Genomic DNA, 21,245 nt, shown 5'->3' on the forward strand with positions numbered 1-21,245 from the left:
CTCGCTCCCACATTGGAATGCGTTCCCCTGTGGGAGCGAGCCTGCTCGCGAAGACTGACCTTCAGTCAATATCAATTCCGAATCTGGATCAGAAGGTCTGCCCCAGATTCAGATAAACCGCCTGCTCATTCGCATCATTCAACCCATAACTGAAATTCAACGGCCCCAGCGGTGTGTCAAAACCGATAAACACGCTGGCGGCGTTGATGTAGCCACTGTCGAACTCATTGTCGTTGTTCCACGCCCGTCCACGCTCCAGCGAGGCACCGGCGTACAGCGGAAAATCCAGCGGCAGGTACGAGCGCGGCGTCAGACGGCGGTAATACACCGCGCGCATCAGGCTGATGTTCTGCCCGGAAATCGCGTCTTCACGGAAGCCCGACAACTGCCGCGCACCGCCGAGCAGGAAGCTTGAGGTCACCACGTTGGCATCATCCAGCGTACGCCCGTAGCGCCCGCCGAGTATCAGCGTATCCGGGCCATGGCTCATGGCCTTATCGACTTTAAAGTCCCACTGTCGATAGCGCGTGTCCGACCCCAGGCCCGGTTCAAACTGCGTCAGCGTCAGGCTGACGTCCTTGCCTTCGTGAGGGAAATACACGTTATCCAGCGAGTCGTACGAATACTTCAGCGCGTAGAAGCCTTCGTTGAAGTTTTCACTCGGCAGGTCCTGATCGCCAATCCGCACATCTGCCTTGCCCCAGGCCTCGCCAACACCGAAACGCACTTCGCCGTTGTTGCCGATCTGTCGGCCGAAGTTGAGGCCGAAACCGTAGCGCTCGACGCGATACTGCGCGATCGGGTCGTTGTCGAGTACCGCTTCAACGTTCTGCGCTTCGAACGAGGCGTACGGCGCGACGAAGTAGCGCGAGCCGACGTCCAGCGGTTGATAGAACTCGCTGTACAACTCTTGTTTGTCACCGATTTGCGCCCGAGTCAGCCATTCCGCACCGAGGCGGTTGATGCCATTGATGCGATAACTGGCGCCAAGGTTGAAGGCGCTGTCGCCGCGCATGTCGTCCGACAGATTGAGGCCGACCCGCAAGTAATCGGTGCCGCTGCGTTTGCCCCGGGCACTGATCACCAGTGTGTGATCCTGGCCTTTGTGCACCACGCGGTATTGCACCTGCTCGAAGTAGTCGAGGCCATACAAGGTGCCCATGTCCGAGTGCAATCGAGCCAGATCCAGTGGCTCGCCAATGTGCTGGCGTATGTAGTAGCGGATCACATCGTCGTCGACTTTTGAGTCGTTCTCGACGCGGATCGCGGTGATGATCGGCGTGCGCTGACCCGGCGAACGCGCGGCGTTGAGTTCGGCGTCCTGGGATTCTTTGGGTTTGAGGACGGCGAGGCGCGCATCGAGGATGCGGGTGGCGCGGTAACCGGCGTCGATCATCTCCTGTGCCTTGCCGAAATCGGTGACACCGAACGCTGCTAGCGCGGGTTGGATCAGCACATCGGAGGATTTCAGCGCGGCCAGTTGTTCTTCAGAGTTACTGCGGGTCATCAGGGTGATCGACTGGTTCAACACATCGACCACGGTGGTCAGTTGCTTGCGGTTGCGCAGTGGTGTGCCGATATCGACAACGATGGCCACGTCGACGCCCATTTCTCGCGCGACATCCAGCGGGATATTGTCAGTCATACCGCCGTCTACCAACAGTCGGCCGTCGAGCTCGACCGGGGCGAATACCGCCGGGATCGACATGCTGGCGCGGATCACCTGAGGCAAATGACCTTTGCGGAAGACCACTTTTTCGCCATTGGAAATGTCGGTGGCGACGGCGCGGAACGGGATCGGCAGTTTGTCGAAATTCCGGGTGTCGCTGGTGTGGGCCAATAGACTTTCCAGCAGCAACGAGAGGTTCTGGCCCTGAATCACGCCCAGGGGCAAGCCGAGACTACCGTCGTCGCGAAAGCTGAGTTTCTGTTTGACCAGAAAGTCGCGGTCATCCTGTTTACGCCGAAACGGCACGTCTTCACGCGGCGGGGCGTCGGACAGCGCGGCTTGCCAGTCGATGCTCAGCGCGAGTTTTTCCAGCTCATCGATCTTGTAACCCGAGGCGTACAAGCCACCGACCACCGCGCCCATGCTGGTGCCGGCAATCGCATCGATCTTGATGCCTTGCTCTTCCAGCGCCTTGAGCACACCGATATGCGCCAGCCCGCGCGCGGCACCGCCGGACAGCACCAGGCCGACTTTCGGTCGTGACGCCTCACTGGCATGGACAAGCAGGGGAAGGAAACCAAGCAGCAGGCAGAACAGCAGACGGCGCATTGTGAGTCTCGGGGCAAGCGTTAAAGCCGGCTATTATAGCGGCGCCCTCTGTCTCAGGAGTTCCAGCGAACATGACTGTCGCAAAAGCAGAAGTTGTCATCACCTATTGCACCCAATGCCAGTGGCTGCTGCGCGCCGCGTGGCTGGCGCAGGAGCTGCTCAGCACCTTTGCCGACGACCTCGGCAAAGTCTCGCTGGTGCCAGGCACCGGCGGGGTATTTCACATCACCTGCGCCGGCGTGCAGATCTGGGAACGCAAGGCCGACGGCGGTTTTCCCGAGGCCAAGGTCTTGAAGCAGCGGGTTCGCGATCAGATCGATCCTGACCGCGACCTCGGTCACAACGACCGCACTCAGTGAGACCCAGCCTCGGCGGCGACGGTTTTCTTGTCGGCATGGCCGGACATCCGCGCTGACACGACGATGGCAACAATGATCAACGCACCGCCGATCAACATCTTCGACGTCGGGTTTTCATTGAACAACAGCCAGGCGACGGTGATGCCGTAGACCGGCTCCAGCGCAAACACTACCGCCGCCGTGCGCGCCTTGATCACCGCCAGACTGGCAACGAACAGGCTGTGCGCGACGCCGGTACAGAACACCCCCAGCAGCGCAATCCACAGCCAGTCGAGTGCGCGCACTTCGCTCAGTTGCGGCGCTGCAACCGGGAGTAGGCACAGCGCCACCACGACGTTTTGGCACAGCGCCGCTTGCACCGCCGGAATCCGCCCGGAGCTGGCGCGGTTAGTTAGTGACAACAGCGAGAACAACAGTCCCGACAGCACCGACCAAAGCAAACCGATGGTCGCGCCGCTGCCCAGGTCGAACGCCGGGGTCACCAGAATCAGGCCGATGCTGACCAACACCACCAGCACAATTTCATTGGCACGGATGCGTTCGCGGAAAATCAGCCCTTCGAGAATCACCGTGAACGCCGGGAAACTGGCAAAGCCCAAGGTTGCGATGGCGACACCGGCGATCTTCACCGACAGGAAGAAACTCACCCAGTGCCCGGCCAGCAACACACCGCTGAGGGCCAGGCGCCGCCAGTCCATAGCCTGAAGTTTCTGCCAGCCGTGCTGTCTGGCAAAACGGGCGAAAAACGCCAGGGCGAGCACGGCGAAAGCCGCGCGACCGAAGACGATCACGGCGGGGGACGCAGCGGCGAGTTTGCCGAACACACCGGTCAGGCCAAACATCAAAGCACCGATATGCAGAGCGCCGAGGGCGGTACGCGGAGTCATTGCAATCCTTCTATCTTAAACGCGATTTCAACTGGAGGAGCAGCCTCCTGCAGCTCCTACATATTGAACCGGGTAACAGCCAGAAGTCTGTCGGCAGGCTATCGTCTTTTGTCGCCGGAATCGCGGCGAAGCTGGCCGGGCGACGAACCGAACTCGCGCAGGACGGCAGCCGAGAAGGCACTCTGCGAGCTGTAGCCGACGCGACTGGCAATCTCGCCAATCGGCAGTGCGGTGTCGCGCAGCAGTTGCACCGCCAGATGCAAGCGTCGACTGCGGATGTAATCCATCGGCGTCTGCCCGCATTCGGCCATGAACCGTGCATGCATGCGGGCATTGGACAATCCGGCGACCCGTGCCAGATCGGCGACTTGCAGCGGATAAGCGGCGTGTTGTTCGATGTGTGCATCCAGCGCGGCATAGGGCAGGCGGCGGGCGGCAACTTCGGCAGGCTGCGAGTGATTAAGACTGGCCAGCAGCAACACTGCGCCTTGTTGCGCGATCAACGGATCGCTCACCGGACTGTTCGCCAGCCAGCTGACCAACTGGTTTTGCCCGGAATCCAGCGACAGGCGCGCGGGCTGATCGAGCAAACGATGACTGGCATCGGCATGCTCGCCCAATGAGTCCGTCACCCACTGCCCATTCGGGATATCCAGCACCAGACAGCGGCTGCCGTCGGGACTGCCGCAGGCATGATGCGCACCGGACGGAATCACCACAAAACTCTGCTGACGCACCTGGCTGCCGCAACCCTCGACCTCGAAATCCAGCGCACCGGACAGCCCGAACACCAATTGCGCGTGGTCGTGGCTGTGGACGATCAGGTCGTGGGTGTACTGACGCAGGGTGAGGATCGGTCGCATGGCAGGTTGTCTCCGAAGTGATCGCCAGTCTACACCGACGCACGCGCAATGCGTTGTCACACGACTGACTCACGCTTGTCATGGTCGATTAACCGGGCAGGCGCACAGTGGCGAAAACATCGCAGAGGGTTGCCCATGACCAGCGCCGAGCTCGCCAGACCCAGTCGCAAACAACGGGTGCGAACCCTGTGGATCTCCGACGTGCACCTGGGCACACGGGATTGCCAGGCCGAGCACTTGTCGCAATTTCTCAAGGGCTACCATGCCGACAAGATTTACCTGGTCGGCGACATCATTGACGGCTGGAAGCTGCGCGGCGGCATGTACTGGCCACAAGCGCACACCAACGTGATCCGCCGCTTGCTGACCATGAGCAAGCGCGGCACCGAAGTGATCTACGTCACCGGCAACCATGACGAATTCCTGCGGCGTTATTCGAAGCTGATTCTGGGCAATATCCAACTGGTCGACGAGGCGGTGCATGTCACCGCAGACGGTCGGCATCTGCTGGTGATTCACGGCGATCAGTTCGATGTGATCACCCGCTATCACCGCTGGCTGGCCTTCCTCGGCGACTCCGCCTACGAATTCACCCTGACCCTCAATCGCTGGCTCAACCACTGGCGGGCGCGCTATGGCTACGGTTACTGGTCGCTGTCGGCGTACCTCAAGCACAAGGTGAAAACGGCGGTGAGTTTCATCAGCGACTTTGAAGAAGCCATTGCCCATGAGTGCGTGAAGCGCGAGTTGCATGGCGTGGTGTGCGGGCACATTCACCACGCCGAGATCCGCAAGGTGGGGGAGGTGGATTACCTCAATTGCGGCGATTGGGTGGAGTCGTGCACGGCGTTGATCGAGCATTGGGATGGCACGATCGAGTTGTATCGGCTGGCGGATGCGCAGGCGCGGGAGGCGGAGCTCAAGGCTGCCAAAGTCGCTGAACTCGCATAATGCTCTGGTGATTGAGAGGGCCTCATCGCGAGCAGGCTCACTCCTACAGGGGTACGCATTTCAACTGTAGGAGTGAGCCTGCTCGCGATGAACCGCGCAGCGGTTCCCGAGGATGATTACGCTGGCGAGAGTTCCTCCATCGCCGCTTTGTAAATCGAGTTCTTCGGCTGCGCAAACAACCGTTCCATCATCGGCTCAAAGAAGCTCAACGGCAGCGTGTCATAGTCAGGATCAAACGCCGCCGCATCGTATTTGGCACAGAACTCGGCGGTCGCCTGAAACTGCGGATGACCGGCGAACTGCTCACGCAGATGCCGATCCATGCCCAGATGATGAAAGAAGTAATACCCCTGAAACACCCCGTGCTTCTCGACCATCCACAGATTTTCGGCACTGACGAACGGCTTGAGAATCGCCGCAGCAATGTCCGGATGGTTATACGAGCCCAGTGTGTCGCCAATGTCATGCAGCAGTGCACAAACCACATATTCTTCGTCGCGGCCATCACGAAAGGCGCGGGTCGCGGTTTGCAGTGAGTGGGTCAGACGATCCACCGGAAAGCCGCCGAAATCGCCTTCCAGCAGTTTCAGGTGAGTCAGGATTCGCGAAGGCAGTTGTTTGGCGTAGGCACTGAAATCTGCGGCGATGATCGCCCAGTCTTCTTGGGTGCCGTCTTTCATATGGGTGAAGCGGGCATTGGCATTCATTGGCTGACCCTCATTCAGAACGCCACGCGACCCAGAATCATGTCGCGGTACATGACGAAGTCGCCGAGCAGGCTGTACAGCGGATGCTGGAAAGTCGCCGGGCGGTTCTTTTCAAAAAAGAAGTGCCCGACCCAGGCAAAACTGTAACCGGCCAGCGGCACCGCCAATAGCAGCAGCCACGCGCCTTTGGCGATGGTCATCGCCAGTATGAAAATCACCAGTGTCGTGCCGATGAAATGCAGGCGCCGACAGGTGCTGTTGCTGTGTTCGCTGAGATAATACGGATAGAACTCAGCGAAGCTGTTGAAATGCTTGATGTTTTCCACGACCGCGTTCTCTGTGGTTATTGTTCTGGCGACGAGTTGTTCTGCGGGTAGCTTATTTGAGTCTAGAGTGATCATTGGCGTGGGCCAGTGACAATCGGCGCCACTTTAGTATCCTTCGCAAATCAGGCCGTAACATGCGGCCCCTCATGTAAAAGAAAAACGCCATGAGCGAACGAACGACTTCTGCAAGCTGGGCGATGGGGATTGTCAAAGCATTGGAGATGGACGGCCTGGATTGCCGGGTTCTGTTCAAGCAGCTGGGGCTTGATTACACGGCTCTGGATGATCCGGATGCGCGCTTCCCGCAAGATTCCATGACCCGCCTCTGGCAACGGGCAGTCGAGCTGTCCGGCAACCCGGCGATTGGCCTGAACATGGGCAAGGTGGTGCGACCGGCGTCGTTTCATGTCGCCGGCTATGCACTGATGTCGAGCAATACCCTGGCCGAAGGCTTCCAGCGACTGGTGCGTTATCAGCGCATCATCGCCGAGAGCGCCGATCTGAGTTTTCGGTTACTTGATGAAGGTTATGCGCTGATTCTGACGGTGCACGGCGATCATCTGCCGCCGACCCGGCAAAGTGCCGAAGCCTCGCTGGCCTGTGCACTGGGCCTGTGTGGCTGGTTGAGCGGGCGTACCCTGCATCCGGTCAAAGTCTTGGTGCAGGGCGCTGAGCCGGATGACCTGGAACCCTATAAACAAGCTTTCCACGCACCGCTGATGTTCAACGCGCCCTACGATGCGCTGATCTTCGAGCGTGCCGACATGGAAGCACCGCTGCCCACCGCCAACGAAGCCATGGCGCTGTTGCATGACCGCTTTGCCGGAGAATATCTGGCACGGTTTTCCGAAAGCCGCGTGACCCACAAGGCGCGACAGGTGCTGTGCCGGTTGCTGCCACAAGGCGAGCCAAAGCGCGATACCGTGGCGCAAACCCTGCATTTATCGCAGCGTACCTTGCAGCGGCGCTTGCAGGAGGAGGGCACCAGTTTTCAACAGTTGCTCGACGACACCCGCCGCGAACTCGCCGAGCAGTATCTGGCGCAACCGAGCATGACCTTGCTGGAAATCGCTTATCTGTTGGGCTTCGCCGATCCGAGCAACTTCTTTCGCGCGTTCCGCCGCTGGTTCGACACCACGCCCGGTGACTACCGGACGCGGTTGTTGCAGGCGCCGGCTGCGGTCAGTGACGCCAAAAGGCCGGAATACACAGCACAAACACCGTAATGATCTCCAGTCGACCGAGCAGCATGCCGAACGACAGGATCCACTTGGCCGCATCGGGAAGGGTGGCGAAGTTGCCCGCCGGGCCAATGGTTTCGCCAAGGCCCGGGCCGACACCGGACACGGTGCTGGCGGCACCGGTCAGTGCGGTCATCCAGTCTACACCGAGCAGCGACAGCAGCAGGGCGATCACGCAGATGGTGATGGCGAAGAAGAACGAAAACGTCAGAATCGAACGGACGATCTCTTCGTCGAGGCGGTGACCGTTGTACTTCTGCTTGATCACCGCGCGCGGGTGAATCAGCTGATTAAGGTTGGCCTTGAGCAGGATGTAGGCGACCTGGAAACGGAAAATCTTGATCCCGCCCGCTGTCGAACCGGAACAGCCGCCGACAAAGCCCAGATAGAAAAACAGCATCAGCGAGAAGTTGCCCCACAGGCTGTAGTCGCCGAGGGCGAAACCGGTGGTGGTGACTACCGAGGTCACGTTCAGTGCGACGTGGCGTAGCGCATCGAGCCAATGCAGATTGGTCGTCCACCAGTACCAGGTGCCGAGCACCAGCCAGGTCACCAGCAACATGCCGAGCAAACCCTGCACCTGCTGATCCTTGATCAACGCCTTGCGGTTGCCGCGCAGCGTCGCCACGTACAGTGTGAACGGCAGGCTGCCGAGAATCATGATGACCACCGCAACCCAGTGCACCGCCGGTTGCGTCCACTTGGCCAGCGACTGATCGGAGGTCGAGAACCCGCCGGTGGAAATCGCTGACATCGCGTGGTTGATCGCATCGAACGGGCTCATCCCGGCCCACCAGAACGCCAGGCTGCCAAGAATGGTGATGCCGACATACGCCGCGACGATCAGCCGCGCCACCATGTGCGAACGCGGCATGACCTTTTCCGAGCGGTCCGAGGATTCGGTCTGGAACAGGCGCATGCCACCGATGCGCAGCAGCGGCAGAATTGCCACCGCCATACCGATAAAGCCGATGCCGCCGATCCAGTGCAGCAACGAGCGCCACATCAGGATGCCCGGCGACATGTCGTCGAGATGATTGAGCACGGTCGAGCCGGTGGCGGTAATGCCCGACATACTTTCGAAGAACGAGTCGGTGTAGCTGATGTGCTGAGTCAGCAAGAATGGCAGCGCGGCAAAAATGCACACCACCAGCCAACTGCTGACCGTCAGCAGGTACATGTCGCGCGGGCGCAGATGAATGTGTTCGGGCCGGCCGGGAATCACCAGCGCGAGGCCTGCGACGAAGGTGATCATGCTCGCCCAGAGGAACGACGGCAGGTCGCTGGTGCGTTCAAAAATCACCAGGGTGGCCATCGGCACGACCATGGCCACGGCCAGGGTGATCAGGAAGATGCCGATGATGAAACCAATGATCCGTAAGGTCGGCAACGCCATGAAGTCCGCTCGGGCTGATGTGGGAAGGGCGCCATTCTACCCGTGGGGCAGGGCATGTAAACCGGCATCCTGTTGGCAGATAAAGCTAGAATAGCCGCACATATTTTTCAGGAGGTGGCCGATGCAGGCTCTCGACGCGTTGCTCAACCGTGTTTCCGTTCCACGACTGGTCGAACCGGCCCCCACTGCCGAGCAGCGCGAAGCTCTGTTTGGTGCCGCATTGCGCGCGCCGGATCACGGGCATTTGCAGCCGTATCGCTTTCTGACCGTCGAAGGCGCAGCGCGCGAGCAGATGGGCGAGTTGTTGGCCGAAGCGGCGCAAATGCAGGAAGGCGAGGTCACCGAAGCGATGATCGACAAGGCCCGTAACGGTCCGCTGCGTGCACCGCTGGTGGTGGTAGTGATCGCCAGATTGCAGGAACACGTTAAATATCCTAAGGCCGAGCAGTTGCTCGCGGCCGGGTGTGCGGCGCACGGGATTTTGCTGGCGGCGTATGCGCAGGGGATTGGTGCGGTTTGGCGTACGGGGGATTTGGCTTATTCGCAGCATGTGGCTAAAGGCTTGGGGCTGGCGGAGGGTGAAGAGGTGATTGCGTTTCTTTACCTTGGCACGCCGCAGAAGGAGCCTCGCGTAGCTGAAAAGGTCGACCTGACCGAGTTCGTTAGTGTCTGGCCTGGTAAAGCCTGAAGATCAAAAGCCCCTCACCCTAGCCCTCTCCCGGAGGGAGAGGGGACTGATTTGGGGGATGCTGTAGAGGTACGCCGACCTGAAAGTGCTCGGCTGAATCCAGAGTCGATAACGGTTCCGATGCATTTCGAGCTCGGAGTCGATAACGGTTCCGATGCATTTCGAACCCAGAGTCGGCGACGATTCACGTGCCTTCCGGGCCTATAATCAACTCGGTTCTTCAGGTCGATGTAGGGCGCAAGACACCTCGGTCTGCCCCCTCTCCCTCCGGGAGAGGGCTGGGGTGAGGGGCTTTTCTGGGGTGAGGGTGGCTTTTAGGGTTGGACAACGGCACCAGGCACCAATGGCAATTCCAGACTCGCAATAAACCCGCCCTGCGGATGATTGGCCAGCGTCAAACTCCCACCATGGCGCTCCGCCGCCCTTCGTGCAATCGCCAGGCCCAAGCCATGTCCGGCCGCCGTCTGCCCCGGTGCCCGGTAAAACGGCTCGCCCAGCTGACTCAAATGTTCCGCCTGCACCCCCGGCCCATGGTCACGCACACTCACGACAATTTTTTCGCCCTGACGCGAAGCCTGCATTTCAATCGCCTGACCTTCAGGGTTGAAGCGCTGGGCATTGCGCAACAAGTTATCGACGGCGCGCTCGATCATGGTCGGCCAACCCTTCAGGTTCAGCTGCGGTTCGGCATCAAGACGCACGATCTGCTCGGGCGATGCAAGTTTCGCATCCTTCTGCAACGTGCCGAGAAGGGCATTCAAATCCACATCTTCGGCACTGGCGTTGTCGGCATCGACTCGCGCCAGCACCAGAATTTCACTGATCAAAGCTTCCAGCCGATCGCACTCGCGGGTCAGTCGTGGCCAGAGTTTCTCGCGTTCTTCGGGGTTGGCCCGTTCCGCCAGCGCCAAGGCAATGCGCAGCCGCGCCAACGGTGAGCGCAATTCGTGAGACACGTCGCGCAACAGCTGCCGTTGGCTGCCAATCAGGCTCTGCAGACGCGCCCCCATGCGATTGAAGTCATTAGCCAGTACACCAAATTCATCGCGACGGTTAGCCAGTTTCGCCAAGCTGTTCTGCTGATAAGTCGTCTGCCCGAGATCATGCACTGCGCCGCGCAAACGGCTGAGCGGGCGGGTGATGGAGAAGGTCACCAGCAAACTGAACAGGGTCAGCACCACCAGCGCGATGCCCAGTGCGCTCAGCGGCCATAGCAGGCTTTCGCGGTGCCAGGCGTCGAGTTCCGGGTGCGGGATACGGTAGATAAAGAGGTAAGTGTCACCGGTTTTTTCACTGGTGAACTCATCGGTCAGGCGCCGCCAGGGCAGGCGGCGGTCATCGTTGTTCTGCCGCGCTTCGAAGGCGGCGGCGCGGCGCGGGAACGTCCCACGCACCAGCGGATCGCCGCTTTCGTTGAGCACTTGGACGTCGATGTGATATTGGCGTTTGCGCTGTTCGAGGATGTCCTGGGCGGCTTCTTCGCCCTGGGCTTCGTAGGTTTGCGTCCATTCGCCGGCGAGGCTGTTGAGGCCCGGATGGCGGCTGAGGATCCACGCGTCCTGGTTGAGCATGTGCCCGAGCAGAATGGACAACCCGGCCACCAGCGCGATGGCCAGCCAGAAGCTCGCGAGAATACGCCAGAACAATGAACGCACAGAAAATCCTCAATCAAACACAAATCCCTGTAGGAACTGCCGAAGGCTGCGATCTTTTGACTTTGTTTTTTAAGATCAAGATCAAAAGATCGCAGCCTTCGGCAGCTCCTACAGGTTCCGGGTTGCAAAAGACCCGACGGGTTAACCGTCGGGTCCGGGTCAGAACATTATTGCGCCTTTTGCGCCTGTTGCGCTTTCCACGCCTTGAACTCGGCCCATTCGGCGCGACGCTCGGCCTGTTTCTTCTGGATCTCGTCGAATTTCTTCTGTTGATCCGGTTTCAACACGGCGCGCACATCGGTCTCGGCTTTCTTGTGGTTGGCGGCCATCTCGTCTTTCATGGCTTTCTGGTCAGCCGGCGAGAGTTTTTCCAGGTACTTGTCGACCACTTGCTTACGCTCGTGCATCTGCTCGCCCATGATCTTGCGGATCTGCTCGCGCTGTTCACGAGACAGGTCGAGTTGGCTGTACGGGCCTTTGCCGTGCATGCCGTGCATCTGACCGCCGTGGCGTGGGCCGTCAAGCGGGCCACCCATCGGGCCGCCGTCTTGCGGCATGGCCATGGCGACGGTTGGCAGAGCGGCAGCGAACATCAGAGCGATAAGAGTCTTGCGCATGGTGTATCTCCTTGTCTCGTTCCCGGTACGTTCCGGATGAGTACAGATTACGGAGATCAAGGTCAGCGGCGGTCAGCACAGCGTAAAGCTTCGGTAAAGACGCTTCGGGTCCAACCTTACACATGCCCTGTGTAGGAGCTGCCGAAGGCTGCGATCTTTTGATCTTGTTTTTAAAAGACAGATCAAAAGATCGCAGCCTTCGGCAGCTCCTACAGTGGGAATGGGCGCGGTTCAGAGGCTATAGAAGTAACCGCGGCTACGCAGAGCGACGATGCGCGGGCGGCCGTCGGGGTGCGGGCCGATCTTTTTGCGCAGATTGCTGACGTGCATGTCGAGGCTGCGGTCGTACAGGGTCAGCTTGCGACCGAGGGCGATCTGCGCCAGTTCCTGTTTGTCCAGCGGCTCGCCCGGCTGTTTTAGCAGCGCTTCGAGCAGACGGCTTTCGGAAACAGTGAGGGTCAGTTCTTTCTCGTCGATGCTGACCACGCCGCGCACCGGGCTGAAACTCAGATCGCCCAGCTCAAGCTGAGTCGACACCGCCGCCGGATGGCTGCGGCGCAGTACAGCGCGCAGACGTGCGGTCAACTCGCGCGGATCGCACGGTTTGGCCAGATAATCGTCGGCGCCCAGTTCCAGGCCAAGTATACGATCCAGCGGCTCGCCGCGGGCCGAGAGCATCAGCACCGGCAGATCAGCGTGATCGTTGCGCAGTTGCTTGAGCAGTTCCAGACCGCTGCCGTCGGGCAGCATCACGTCCAGCACCACCGCCGCCGGGGCCGTTTCAGCCAGTGCCTTGCGGGCGCTCTGGCCATCGTGGCAGGCACGCACGTGGAAGCCTTCCTGGCTTAGCCAGCTACTCAGGAGTTCGCACAACTCTTGGTCATCATCAATCAGTAACAGCTCGCTCATGACTCACTCAATTTAGCCATTGCCGACGTTTTCGGCTTGCTCCACTGGCAAAGATACCGCAGAGCAGCGCCAATAGCGCTACTCCGGCGCCCGTGACGAACCACTGCTGCTGATCGGTCAGCAGACGCGGCAGCGGGCTGGCCTGGGCTTCCTTGAGTTGCAGCTTGAGACGCTGGTTCTCCTGGCGCAACCGGGCAAGCTGGGCACTTTCGCGGGTGTTGTCGGCATTTTGCAGTTGTTTGCTCAATTCTTCCCGTTGCTGCTCGCTGGCCTTGAGGCGCTGTTGCAACTCGGTGATCTGGCTGCCGGCGCTTAACGACAATGGCGTGGAGCTGCCGCCTTCGGTGGTTTCCTCACCATGGGCGGGTGCCATGATCGACAACGTGACCAACATCAGACACAACGGACCCTTGCGCATCGCGACACCTGTTTCCAAATGGATATTGGGCAGGTTGTCGGCAGGCAAACGAGAATAATGAGCGATTGAGAGCAGCAAGAACCAGGAAGGTTCAGTGTCAGCGGCAATGTCGCGGGTGATGAGGGGAGAAATCCCCTCATCACCGGACTTTCAAGGCAGGACTTGTTTGAACGGTTTCACGAGCACATTGGCGTAAACGCCAGCGGCAATATACGGATCGGCATCTGCCCACGCTTGCGCTGCACTCAGCGAATCGAATTCGGCGACGATCAGGCTGCCGGTGAAACCCGCTTCGCCCGGATCATTGCTGTCGACGGCCGGGTGTGGGCCGGCCAATACGATGCGGCCTTCGCCCTTGAGCGCTTGCAGGCGTTCCAGATGCGCAGGACGCGCGGTCAGGCGTGCTTCGAGCGAGTTGGCGACGTCGGTGGCAATGATTGCGTAGAGCATGTCAGTCCTCGGTTTTTGGTGTTGTTGTGGTATCGGCATCGTGCAGGTGGCGCGACAGGTAAATGCCCTGTGCGACCAGGAACACCAGAGTCATGCCCAGGCTGCCGAACACCTTGAAGTCCACCCAGTAGCTCTGGAAGGTGAAGGCGACGAACAGGTTGGCAGCGCCGCAGAACAGGAAAAAGGCGATCCAGGCGATGTTCAGGCGGGTCCAGACCGGATCCGGCAGGGTCAGCGCGTGGCCCATGATGCGTTTGATCAGCAGACGGTCACCGATGAAGTGACTGCCGATGAAGGCGACGGCGAACAGCCAGTTGACCACCGGCGCTTTCCATTTCAGGAAGGTCTCGCTATGGAAAGCCAGTGTCAGGCTGCCGAACACCAGGCAGGCGATCAGGGTCAGCCATTGGCTCTTTTCCAGCTTGCGCTGTTTGATGAACAACGCGCCATACACCACCAGGGAACTGATGATCAGCATCGCCGTGGCGCTGTAAATACCGCCTACAGTCACTTCATGGCCAGCGATGTCGACGACCCGTGGATCAAGTTTGTAAACGATGAAGAACAGCAGAAGCGGGATGAAATCGATGAATTGTTTCACAGTGAGAGCCAGAAGCTGGATGTGGCGGCATAATAACAAACATATGGGCGCGCGATAGCGCCAGCTGATTTGAGGTTACAACTCCCCGTGAATGTTGATTTGCACTGCCATAGCACGGCCTCCGATGGCGCCCTGGCGCCTGCGGTTCTGGTTGCGCGTGCGTTCGAGAACGGCGTGCGAGTCCTGGCGTTGACCGACCACGACACCCTCGAAGGCCTAGCCGAAGCGCGCGTGGCTGCCAATGAGTTGGGCATGCAACTGGTCAACGGCGTCGAATTGTCCTGTACGTGGGGCGGCGCGACCATTCATGTGTTGGGCTACGGTTTTGATGTGAATGCCGCGCCGTTGGTCGAGGCGATTGCCAAATTGCACGATGGCCGCTGGCTGCGGTCGGAAGAAATAAGCCGCAAGCTCGCCCTCAAGGGCATGCCCGGTGCCCTCGAAGGCGCCCGGCAGGTTCAGCAGGAACTGGGCGACAGCGGCAACGCCCCGGCCCGTCCGCATTTCGCCGACTGGATGGTGCGTGAAGGTTTTGTAAAGGATCGCGCCGAAGCCTTCCGCAAATGGCTCGGCGCCGGCAAGCTGGGTGACGTCAAGTTGCACTGGCCGACGCTGGAAGACACCGTTGGCACACTGCGCGCCGCCGGGGCCTGGGTCAGCCTGGCGCATCCGTGGCACTACGATTTCACCCGCAGCAAGCGCCGGAAGCTGATTGCCGACTATATTCAAGCAGGCGGGCATGCGATCGAGGTGGTCAATGGCCATCAGCCTGCGGAACAGGTGGGCAGCCTGGCAATCCTTGCCCGTGAGTTCGGTCTGCTGGTCAGCGCCGGCAGTGACTTCCATGGCCCTGGCGGCTGGTCCGAGATCGGCCAGTACCGGCCGGTACCCGAGGACCTTCCACCCCTGTGGTGTCGGTTCAAACATGACACAGATATTGCCGCCGTCTGAACAGGTAGAGAATGTGAGTCAATTTTTCCAGATTCATCCGGAAAACCCGCAAGCGCGCCTGATAAAGCAGGCGGTCGAGATCATCCGCAAGGGCGGGGTGGTGGTTTATCCCACGGACTCTTCCTACGCGATCGGTTGCCAGATCGGCGATAAAACCGCGATCGAGCGTGTTCGTCGCCTGCGTCAGCTCGATGAAAAGCACAACTTTGCGCTGATCTGCAGCGACCTGTCGCAACTGGGCAACTACGCCAAGATCGACACCGGCACCTTCCGCATTCTCAAAGCACATTTGCCGGGGCCATACACCTTCATTCTCAACGCCACCCGCGAAGTGCCGCGTCTTTTGCTGCATCCGAAGAAGCGCACCATCGGCCTGCGTGTGCCGAGCCATCCGATTGCGCTGGCGCTGCTGGCCGAACTCGGCGAGCCGCTGATGAGTGTGACCCTGATCATGCCTGGCGATGAAGACCCGCTGAGCGATCCGTACGAAATGCGCCAGTTGCTTGAGCACCAAGTGGACTTGATCGTCGATGGCGGCTTCGGCGGCATCAAGGCCTCCACGGTGATTGACTTGACTGGCGACGACCCGGAAGTGGTTCGCGTCGGTTGCGGCGATCCGACGCCGTTCATGGTCGAGGCCTGAATGTCCGCAGTGGAAACCGTTGTCGATCCCCAGGCCGGCGCTCAGCAAGAGCTGCCGTTTGCCATGGTCTATGGCCAGGCGGTCATGGAAATGCCGCTCGACCTGTACATCCCGCCGGATGCACTGGAAGTCTTTCTCGAAGCGTTTGAAGGCCCGCTTGACCTGCTGCTGTACCTGATCCGCAAACAGAACATCAACATCCTCGACATCCCGGTGGCGGAAATCACCCGTCAGTACATGGGCTATGTCGAGTTGATGCAGTCGGTGCGTCTGGAGCTGGCCGCCGAGTATCTGGTGATGGCCGCGATGCTCGCCGAGATCAAGTCGCGCATGCTCCTGCCGCGCGCCGAAACCGTCGAAGACGAAGAAGACGACCCGCGCGCCGAACTGATCCGCCGCTTGCAGGAATACGAGCGCTTCAAGGCGGCCGCCGAAGGTATCGACGGCTTGAGCCGGGTCGGTCGTGACGTGATCGTGCCCAAGCTCGACGCCCCGGAAGCCCGCGCGCGCAAGCTGTTGCCGGATGTCGCGCTGGAAGAGATTTTGATGTGCATGGCCGAAGTGCTGCGCCGTGGCGATATGTTTGAAAGCCACCAGGTCAGCCGCGAGGCATTGTCCACCCGCGAGCGCATGAGCGATGTGCTGGAACGGCTCAAGGGCGGCGGTTTTGTGCCGTTCGTCGAGTTGTTCACTGCCGAAGAGGGCAGGCTGGGTGTGGTGGTGACCTTTATGGCAATCCTTGAACTGGTCAAGGAATCCTTGGTCGAGCTGGTGCAGAATGAGCCGTTCGCCGCGATCCACGTGCGAGCCCGAGCCGAATAACGAGTCGAAACATGAACCTGACTGAACCCCGCGAGCTGGCCTCCCTGCTTGAAGCCTTTCTGTTGGCCTCGGGAAAGCCGCAATCCCTTGAGCGCCTGTTTGAACTGTTTGAAGAAGGCGAACGGCCCGAGCCTGCGGTTTTCAAGAAAGCCCTGACCCTGTTGGGCAAATCCTGCGAAGGCCGCGCGTTCGAGCTCAAAGAAGTCTCGTCGGGCTATCGCTTGCAGATTCGCGAGAAGTTTTCGCCATGGGTTGGCCGACTCTGGGAGGAACGCCCGCAGCGTTATTCCCGTGCGTTGCTGGAAACCATTGCGCTGATCGCTTATCGCCAGCCGATTACTCGGGGCGAGATCGAAGACGTGCGTGGCGTGGCGGTGAACAGCAACATCGTCAAAACCTTGCTGGAGCGCGAGTGGATTCGCGTCGTTGGTTACCGCGACGTGCCGGGCAAACCGGCGATGTTTGCCACCACCAAGATGTTTCTTGATCACTTCAACCTGAAAAATCTCGAAGACCTGCCGCCGCTGGCCGAACTGCGCGAGATGGAAACCGACCCGGTACTCGATTTCGACGACGCCCCGGTGCCGCAGGGCCTGCAGGAACTGGCCGACGCCAGCGCCGAGCCGGAGGAGGAGAAGGAAGAGACCAGTTTCCACACCTTGCTGTTGGAGCTGGACAGCATGGAGGAGGGGATCAAGACCGACTTCGACGACTTGCTGCGGGATGCGGCGGATGGTGAGGCGCCGACGCCTGAAGCAGAAATCGAGACTGAGCCTGAGCCGCAGATCGCCCAGCCAACCATCGAAGTTGAACTTGGAGCCGAGCCCGAAGCCGAACCGGACGAGGACATTCTTGGTGTCGCTGAGGCCCGCGAAAAGCTGTTGGCCGCCGTCGCCGCCCTCGAACAACCGGCGCCAGAACCTGAACCGGAGCTAAGCGAAGAAGAAGCCGAAGCCCGCGCCCTGGCCGAAGCCATCGAAGCCGAACGCCGCGAATTCGAAGACTGAGCCGCCCTCAAAACCACCGCGATCCCCTGTAGGAGTGAGCCTGCTCGCGATAGCGGTGTATCTGCCAAGAAGATGTCGACTGACACACCGCTATCGCGAGCAGGCTCACTCCTACAGGGATTTGTGTGTTTCTGGAGACTGCGATGAGTTCCACCAAAGACCCGTGCATCAGCGTTTGCAAATTCAGCGACGACATCTGCCTCGGCTGCGGTCGCAGCAAGCGCGAAATCAAAGCCTGGAAGAAACTCGACAAGGACGACAAGCGCAGCGTACTGGCCGAAGCTGCGCTGCGCCTGATCAAACTCGGTGGCGCCGGTCGGCGGAAAAAGAAATAACTGTCGATCGATCAGCTAGTCTCTGATGCGCGACGGCGCACATCCGCGTATGATTCTCGACCCTTCGCCGATCCCTTCGGCCGAGAACCCAGATTTCAATGCTTCAGGCGCCGCCTGAACAGACCACACCGGGAGGTGCCCAGATGAGCGACATCATTCAGAAAGACGACCAGGAAATCGGCCCCGCAGGCGAAAAACTGCAGAAAGTCCTCGCCCGTATCGGCGTCGGCTCGCGCCGTGACGTGGAGTCCTGGATCAGCCAGGGCCGGATCAAGGTCAATGGCAAAGACGCCACCCTCGGTCTGCGCGTCGACATGCACGACGCCATCACCATTGATGGCAAGGTCATCAAGCGTGAAGAGGCGGCCGAATCGGTACGCCGCGTGATCATGTACAACAAACCCGATGGCGAGATCTGTACCCGTGACGATCCGGAAGGCCGTCCGACCGTGTTCGACAAGCTGCCGCGTCCGAAAGAAGGTCGCTGGATCAACATCGGTCGTCTCGACATCAACACCACCGGTCTGCTGATGTTCACCACCGATGGTGAGCTGGCCAACCGCCTGATGCACCCGTCCTACGAGATGGACCGTGAATACGCCGTGCGTGTACGCGGTGAAGTCGACGACGAAATGATCGAGCGTCTGAAAGCTGGCGTGGTGCTGGAAGACGGCCCGGCGAAGTTCACCGACATCAAACAGGCACCGGGCGGCGAAGGGTTCAACCACTGGTACCACTGCGTGGTGATGGAAGGCCGTAACCGTGAGGTTCGTCGTCTGTGGGAATCGCAAGGTCTGGTGGTCAGCCGTCTGAAGCGCGTGCGTTTCGGCCCGGTGTTCCTCAACTCCGACCTGCCGATGGGCCGCTGGCGCGAAATGAGCCAGTACGAAGTCGACATCCTCAGTGCTGAAGTCGGCCTGACGCCGGTAGCGATGCCGCAACTGAACGCCAAGAGCAAAGACAAGCTTGAGCGTATGCAGCGCAAATCGTCGCGTCCGATGGGCAAGACCGAGCGCGTACGCACGTTGCGTCCGGCTGCTGGCGCGCCGACTGGCCCACGCCCGAGCCGTGAGCCGCAGATCGAAGGCGAGCGCCCAGGTCGCAAGCCAGTTGCCGCCCGTGACGGCGAGCGCGCTCCGCGTCCGGCCAACGGTCGCACCGAGCGTGGCGAACGTGGTGCACCTGCCGGTCGTGGCACGCCTGTGGCGGATCGTCCAGCGGACACCACCAACAAGCGCCCGGCCAAGCCTGCGCCGAAGCGTCCGGGGATCAAGCTGGTTGACGGCGACAAGCCGTCGGGCAAGCGCCGTGGCGCACCGGCCGGTTCCGGTCAGCGTCCGGGTTTCGGTCGTAAAAAGCCGGAATAAGGCAGGTGTGAGCTTCTACCGGCAAGCTTCAAGCCAAAGCAGAAACGCCAATCTCAGGGTTGGCGTTTTTTTTCGTCTGGCGAAAGAGTTGTAGTGGTTGAGAGATTGCTATCGCGAGCAGGCTCACTCCTACAATTTGAAATGCGTTCCCCTGTAGGAGTGAGCCTGCTCGCGATGACGTCGGTGGCATCAACACAAAGCTTAAAGTCAGAACACAAACCGTCCATCAAACACCGGCTTGTCATCCAGCGCCAACACCCCGCCAGAAAAGATCAGATCCAGATGATGACTACCCTTGGCGCCACCACCCAACCCAAGGTGCAAGCCACAATGCCGCTCCTCAAACCCGGCATTGCGCGCATACAGATCCTTCACACCTTCATTGGTACCAATCCCCAACTCCTCAATCCGCCGGTTCGACGGATTCGCATCCAAGTACTTGTTGAAATCATGCTCCAGCCCCGGCACCTCGGTGGCGATGCGGCTGATGGTCGAGTTCTCGATCCACAGTTCCAGCGGTGATTCCAGCACGCCGTATTTGCGCGCAAACGGGATGGTGCTGAGGAATGTGCCCTTGAACTTCACATGGCCGTTGATTTCCTCACTGTGAGTAGCGATCTCACCGGGCGCCAAGTCAAAGTTGCCGACACCGTTGATGTCAGTCCACTTCTTGATGCTGCTCAGCGGTGTTTCAAACCATGAGCCTTCATCGTCCTTGAAGCTCAGCGTGGTCGCTTGGGACATACGCTGGATCAAGTGGCTGTTCAGGCCGGCAATCCGCTGCGGCGTGACGCTGAAGGTGTCGTAGAAATAATCGCCGTAATCCTTGAACAGCAGCGACTTTTTCCAGTTTTCTGCCATCACGCCTTGCAGCGCGCGGACGAATTCCGGGCCGTCGGGGCGCGGATTGGGCAGGGTGGAAGAGTCGTAGAAGAAAATGTACAGATCGCTGTCGGTGATAGCCGAGGTCAGCGCTGTGGTGCTTTCCAGGTCCAGGCGTCGGGCACTGAATTGGAAGCGTGGATGATCGCCAGCCTGTTCGGCGATGGCGCCGGTCAGCGCTTGGTAATCAGCTGTGTGGCCGAGCAATACCTTCGCCGAGTCGAGGCCGGCAAGGGCAGGGTGATGTTCGAGGTAGTAAAGGAAATGCGAGATCGCGCGGGGCTTATCCATGAGTCCTCCCTGACTGACCGTGAAGAAAGCGGCAGGCACGACCGGCCGGATCGTGCCTGCCCGGGGATGTCTTACAGAGGCCACATCGCCGTGCCGAACGGAACTACCGCATCGGCTTGCATCATTTCCACTGCTGCCTCATGGGTCGGTGCTTCAAACCATTCGTCCAGTTGCAGTTCGGTATCCAAGTCTTTTTCCAGTGCTTGCATGGTCGATCTCCTAGATGACTTTCACGGTTGTGACTGGCCGGTCGAGGTGGCCGGCAAGACGTGAAGAACCTAGTTCAGAGTTTTTTGTAATGCAAAAAATTATTCATTTAATTTTTAAATAGACTTTTTATTCTGTTTTTCAGCGTAAGTTTTCTTATTTGAAAACAAAAAACTAAATAGCGCGTTTCATTAGCAAGCTAGCTACCGTCAATTTGCAGACGTCTGACAGATATTTCTGAAATGGAAACTTTGCGTTACGCATTGTAAATAAATATTTACGAAAAACCCGGTAAACCTGAGTGAATCCAACCCGCCATGGCCGCTGTAAGGAAAAGCTGCCGCAGCCTGCTCCGCCGCGGGCTGGGCAGGGCTCTGGCGCGCTTGTTTCAGCG

General features: G+C 59.7%; 24 protein-coding genes. 10 read left to right on the top strand and 14 right to left on the bottom strand.

The features are described from left to right. Positions 1–88 precede the first annotated feature (88 nt). Positions 89–2,278: a patatin-like phospholipase family protein gene (locus tag PspR84_RS07905; RefSeq protein WP_160056694.1), complete on the bottom strand. Its 2,190-nt coding sequence runs from the start codon at positions 2,276–2,278 to the stop codon at positions 89–91. 71 nt (positions 2,279–2,349) lie between these two features. On the opposite strand from PspR84_RS07905, the gene PspR84_RS07910 reads away from it, so the two are divergent. Further along, entirely contained in the window at positions 2,350–2,637 is a 288-nt protein-coding gene (locus PspR84_RS07910) for a SelT/SelW/SelH family protein (protein ID WP_016771139.1), read from the top strand. On the opposite strand, the gene PspR84_RS07915 is transcribed toward PspR84_RS07910, so the two are convergent. After that, positions 2,631–3,524 carry a DMT family transporter gene (locus PspR84_RS07915; RefSeq protein WP_160056696.1) on the bottom strand — a complete coding sequence of 298 codons (894 nt, stop codon included), beginning with the start codon at positions 3,522–3,524 and terminating at the stop codon, positions 2,631–2,633. The genes PspR84_RS07910 and PspR84_RS07915 overlap by 7 nt on opposite strands. A gap of 98 nt (positions 3,525–3,622) precedes the next feature. Then, on the bottom strand, positions 3,623–4,387 hold the full coding sequence (locus PspR84_RS07920) for an AraC family transcriptional regulator (protein ID WP_160056698.1): 765 nt from the start codon (positions 4,385–4,387) through the stop codon (positions 3,623–3,625). Between the two features lie 135 nt (positions 4,388–4,522). Between PspR84_RS07920 and PspR84_RS07925 the strand changes: the two genes are divergently transcribed. Beyond that, positions 4,523–5,338, top strand: a complete 816-nt coding sequence (locus tag PspR84_RS07925; protein ID WP_007919701.1) for a UDP-2,3-diacylglucosamine diphosphatase — start codon at positions 4,523–4,525, stop codon at positions 5,336–5,338. Positions 5,339–5,454: 116 nt separating this feature from the next. Here the strand turns inward: PspR84_RS07925 and PspR84_RS07930 are convergent, their stop codons facing one another. Both PspR84_RS07930 and PspR84_RS07935 read right to left on the bottom strand, forming a co-directional pair. After that, positions 5,455–6,045, bottom strand: coding sequence for an HD domain-containing protein (locus PspR84_RS07930; protein WP_160056700.1), 591 nt, complete (start codon positions 6,043–6,045; stop codon positions 5,455–5,457). A 14-nt stretch (positions 6,046–6,059) separates the two neighbouring features. Beyond that, a complete protein-coding gene (locus PspR84_RS07935) occupies positions 6,060–6,371 on the bottom strand; it encodes a DUF962 domain-containing protein (RefSeq protein WP_160056702.1) in 312 nt (103 codons plus the stop codon). A gap of 164 nt (positions 6,372–6,535) precedes the next feature. Here PspR84_RS07935 and PspR84_RS07940 point away from each other — a divergent pair, with 164 nt between their 5' ends. Then, entirely contained in the window at positions 6,536–7,597 is a 1,062-nt protein-coding gene (locus tag PspR84_RS07940) for an AraC family transcriptional regulator (protein ID WP_202982146.1), read from the top strand. On the opposite strand, the gene PspR84_RS07945 is transcribed toward PspR84_RS07940, so the two are convergent. Continuing rightward, positions 7,554–9,008 (bottom strand): TrkH family potassium uptake protein, encoded by a 1,455-nt coding sequence (locus PspR84_RS07945; protein ID WP_016984216.1) that lies wholly within the window; start codon positions 9,006–9,008, stop codon positions 7,554–7,556. The two genes, PspR84_RS07940 and PspR84_RS07945, sit on opposite strands and share 44 nt — an antisense overlap. A 121-nt stretch (positions 9,009–9,129) precedes the next feature. Between PspR84_RS07945 and PspR84_RS07950 the strand changes: the two genes are divergently transcribed. Next, a complete protein-coding gene (locus PspR84_RS07950) occupies positions 9,130–9,696 on the top strand; it encodes a nitroreductase family protein (protein ID WP_160056704.1) in 567 nt (188 codons plus the stop codon). A 314-nt stretch (positions 9,697–10,010) separates the two neighbouring features. Here the strand turns inward: PspR84_RS07950 and PspR84_RS07955 are convergent, their stop codons facing one another. The 6 genes from PspR84_RS07955 to PspR84_RS07980 form a co-directional block, all read right to left on the bottom strand. Further along, complete coding sequence (locus PspR84_RS07955) at positions 10,011–11,351, bottom strand: HAMP domain-containing sensor histidine kinase (protein ID WP_160056706.1); 1,341 nt, start codon at positions 11,349–11,351, stop codon at positions 10,011–10,013. A 167-nt stretch (positions 11,352–11,518) separates the two neighbouring features. Further along, positions 11,519–11,968 (bottom strand): LTXXQ domain-containing protein, encoded by a 450-nt coding sequence (locus PspR84_RS07960; protein WP_016987938.1) that lies wholly within the window; start codon positions 11,966–11,968, stop codon positions 11,519–11,521. Positions 11,969–12,199: 231 nt separating this feature from the next. Further along, complete coding sequence (locus tag PspR84_RS07965) at positions 12,200–12,877, bottom strand: response regulator transcription factor (RefSeq protein ID WP_095050143.1); 678 nt, start codon at positions 12,875–12,877, stop codon at positions 12,200–12,202. A gap of 7 nt (positions 12,878–12,884) precedes the next feature. Continuing rightward, positions 12,885–13,295, bottom strand: a complete 411-nt coding sequence (locus PspR84_RS07970; protein ID WP_038363742.1) for a translation initiation factor 2 — start codon at positions 13,293–13,295, stop codon at positions 12,885–12,887. Positions 13,296–13,445: 150 nt separating this feature from the next. Further along, complete coding sequence (locus PspR84_RS07975; protein WP_160056708.1) at positions 13,446–13,745, bottom strand: YciI family protein; 300 nt, start codon at positions 13,743–13,745, stop codon at positions 13,446–13,448. 1 nt (position 13,746) lies between these two features. Then, positions 13,747–14,346, bottom strand: a complete 600-nt coding sequence (locus tag PspR84_RS07980) for a septation protein A (protein ID WP_007919675.1) — start codon at positions 14,344–14,346, stop codon at positions 13,747–13,749. An 87-nt stretch (positions 14,347–14,433) separates the two neighbouring features. Between PspR84_RS07980 and PspR84_RS07985 the strand changes: the two genes are divergently transcribed. The 6 genes from PspR84_RS07985 to rluB all read left to right on the top strand — a co-directional run bounded on the left by PspR84_RS07985 (position 14,434) and on the right by rluB (position 19,471). Continuing rightward, positions 14,434–15,297 (top strand): PHP domain-containing protein, encoded by an 864-nt coding sequence (locus PspR84_RS07985; RefSeq protein ID WP_160056710.1) that lies wholly within the window; start codon positions 14,434–14,436, stop codon positions 15,295–15,297. A 13-nt stretch (positions 15,298–15,310) separates the two neighbouring features. Continuing rightward, positions 15,311–15,940: an L-threonylcarbamoyladenylate synthase gene (locus PspR84_RS07990; RefSeq protein ID WP_038363745.1), complete on the top strand. Its 630-nt coding sequence runs from the start codon at positions 15,311–15,313 to the stop codon at positions 15,938–15,940. 123 nt (positions 15,941–16,063) lie between these two features. After that, on the top strand, positions 16,064–16,762 hold the full coding sequence (locus PspR84_RS07995) for a ScpA family protein (RefSeq protein ID WP_172828192.1): 699 nt from the start codon (positions 16,064–16,066) through the stop codon (positions 16,760–16,762). An 11-nt stretch (positions 16,763–16,773) separates the two neighbouring features. Beyond that, complete coding sequence (gene scpB, locus PspR84_RS08000; protein WP_160056712.1) at positions 16,774–17,769, top strand: SMC-Scp complex subunit ScpB; 996 nt, start codon at positions 16,774–16,776, stop codon at positions 17,767–17,769. A 143-nt stretch (positions 17,770–17,912) separates the two neighbouring features. Next, entirely contained in the window at positions 17,913–18,104 is a 192-nt protein-coding gene (locus tag PspR84_RS08005; RefSeq protein ID WP_160056714.1) for a DUF1289 domain-containing protein, read from the top strand. 143 nt (positions 18,105–18,247) lie between these two features. Next, positions 18,248–19,471, top strand: a complete 1,224-nt coding sequence (rluB, locus tag PspR84_RS08010) for a 23S rRNA pseudouridine(2605) synthase RluB (RefSeq protein ID WP_141127197.1) — start codon at positions 18,248–18,250, stop codon at positions 19,469–19,471. A gap of 207 nt (positions 19,472–19,678) precedes the next feature. On the opposite strand, the gene PspR84_RS08015 is transcribed toward rluB, so the two are convergent. Further along, a complete protein-coding gene (locus tag PspR84_RS08015; protein WP_160056716.1) occupies positions 19,679–20,644 on the bottom strand; it encodes a leucyl aminopeptidase in 966 nt (321 codons plus the stop codon). Positions 20,645–20,715: 71 nt separating this feature from the next. Beyond that, positions 20,716–20,853: a hypothetical protein gene (locus tag PspR84_RS29455; protein WP_003222780.1), complete on the bottom strand. Its 138-nt coding sequence runs from the start codon at positions 20,851–20,853 to the stop codon at positions 20,716–20,718. Positions 20,854–21,245: the final 392 nt, after the last annotated feature.

The organism is Pseudomonas sp. R84 (assembly GCF_009834515.1).
In the GTDB taxonomy this organism is placed as follows: Bacteria; Pseudomonadota; Gammaproteobacteria; order Pseudomonadales; family Pseudomonadaceae; genus Aquipseudomonas.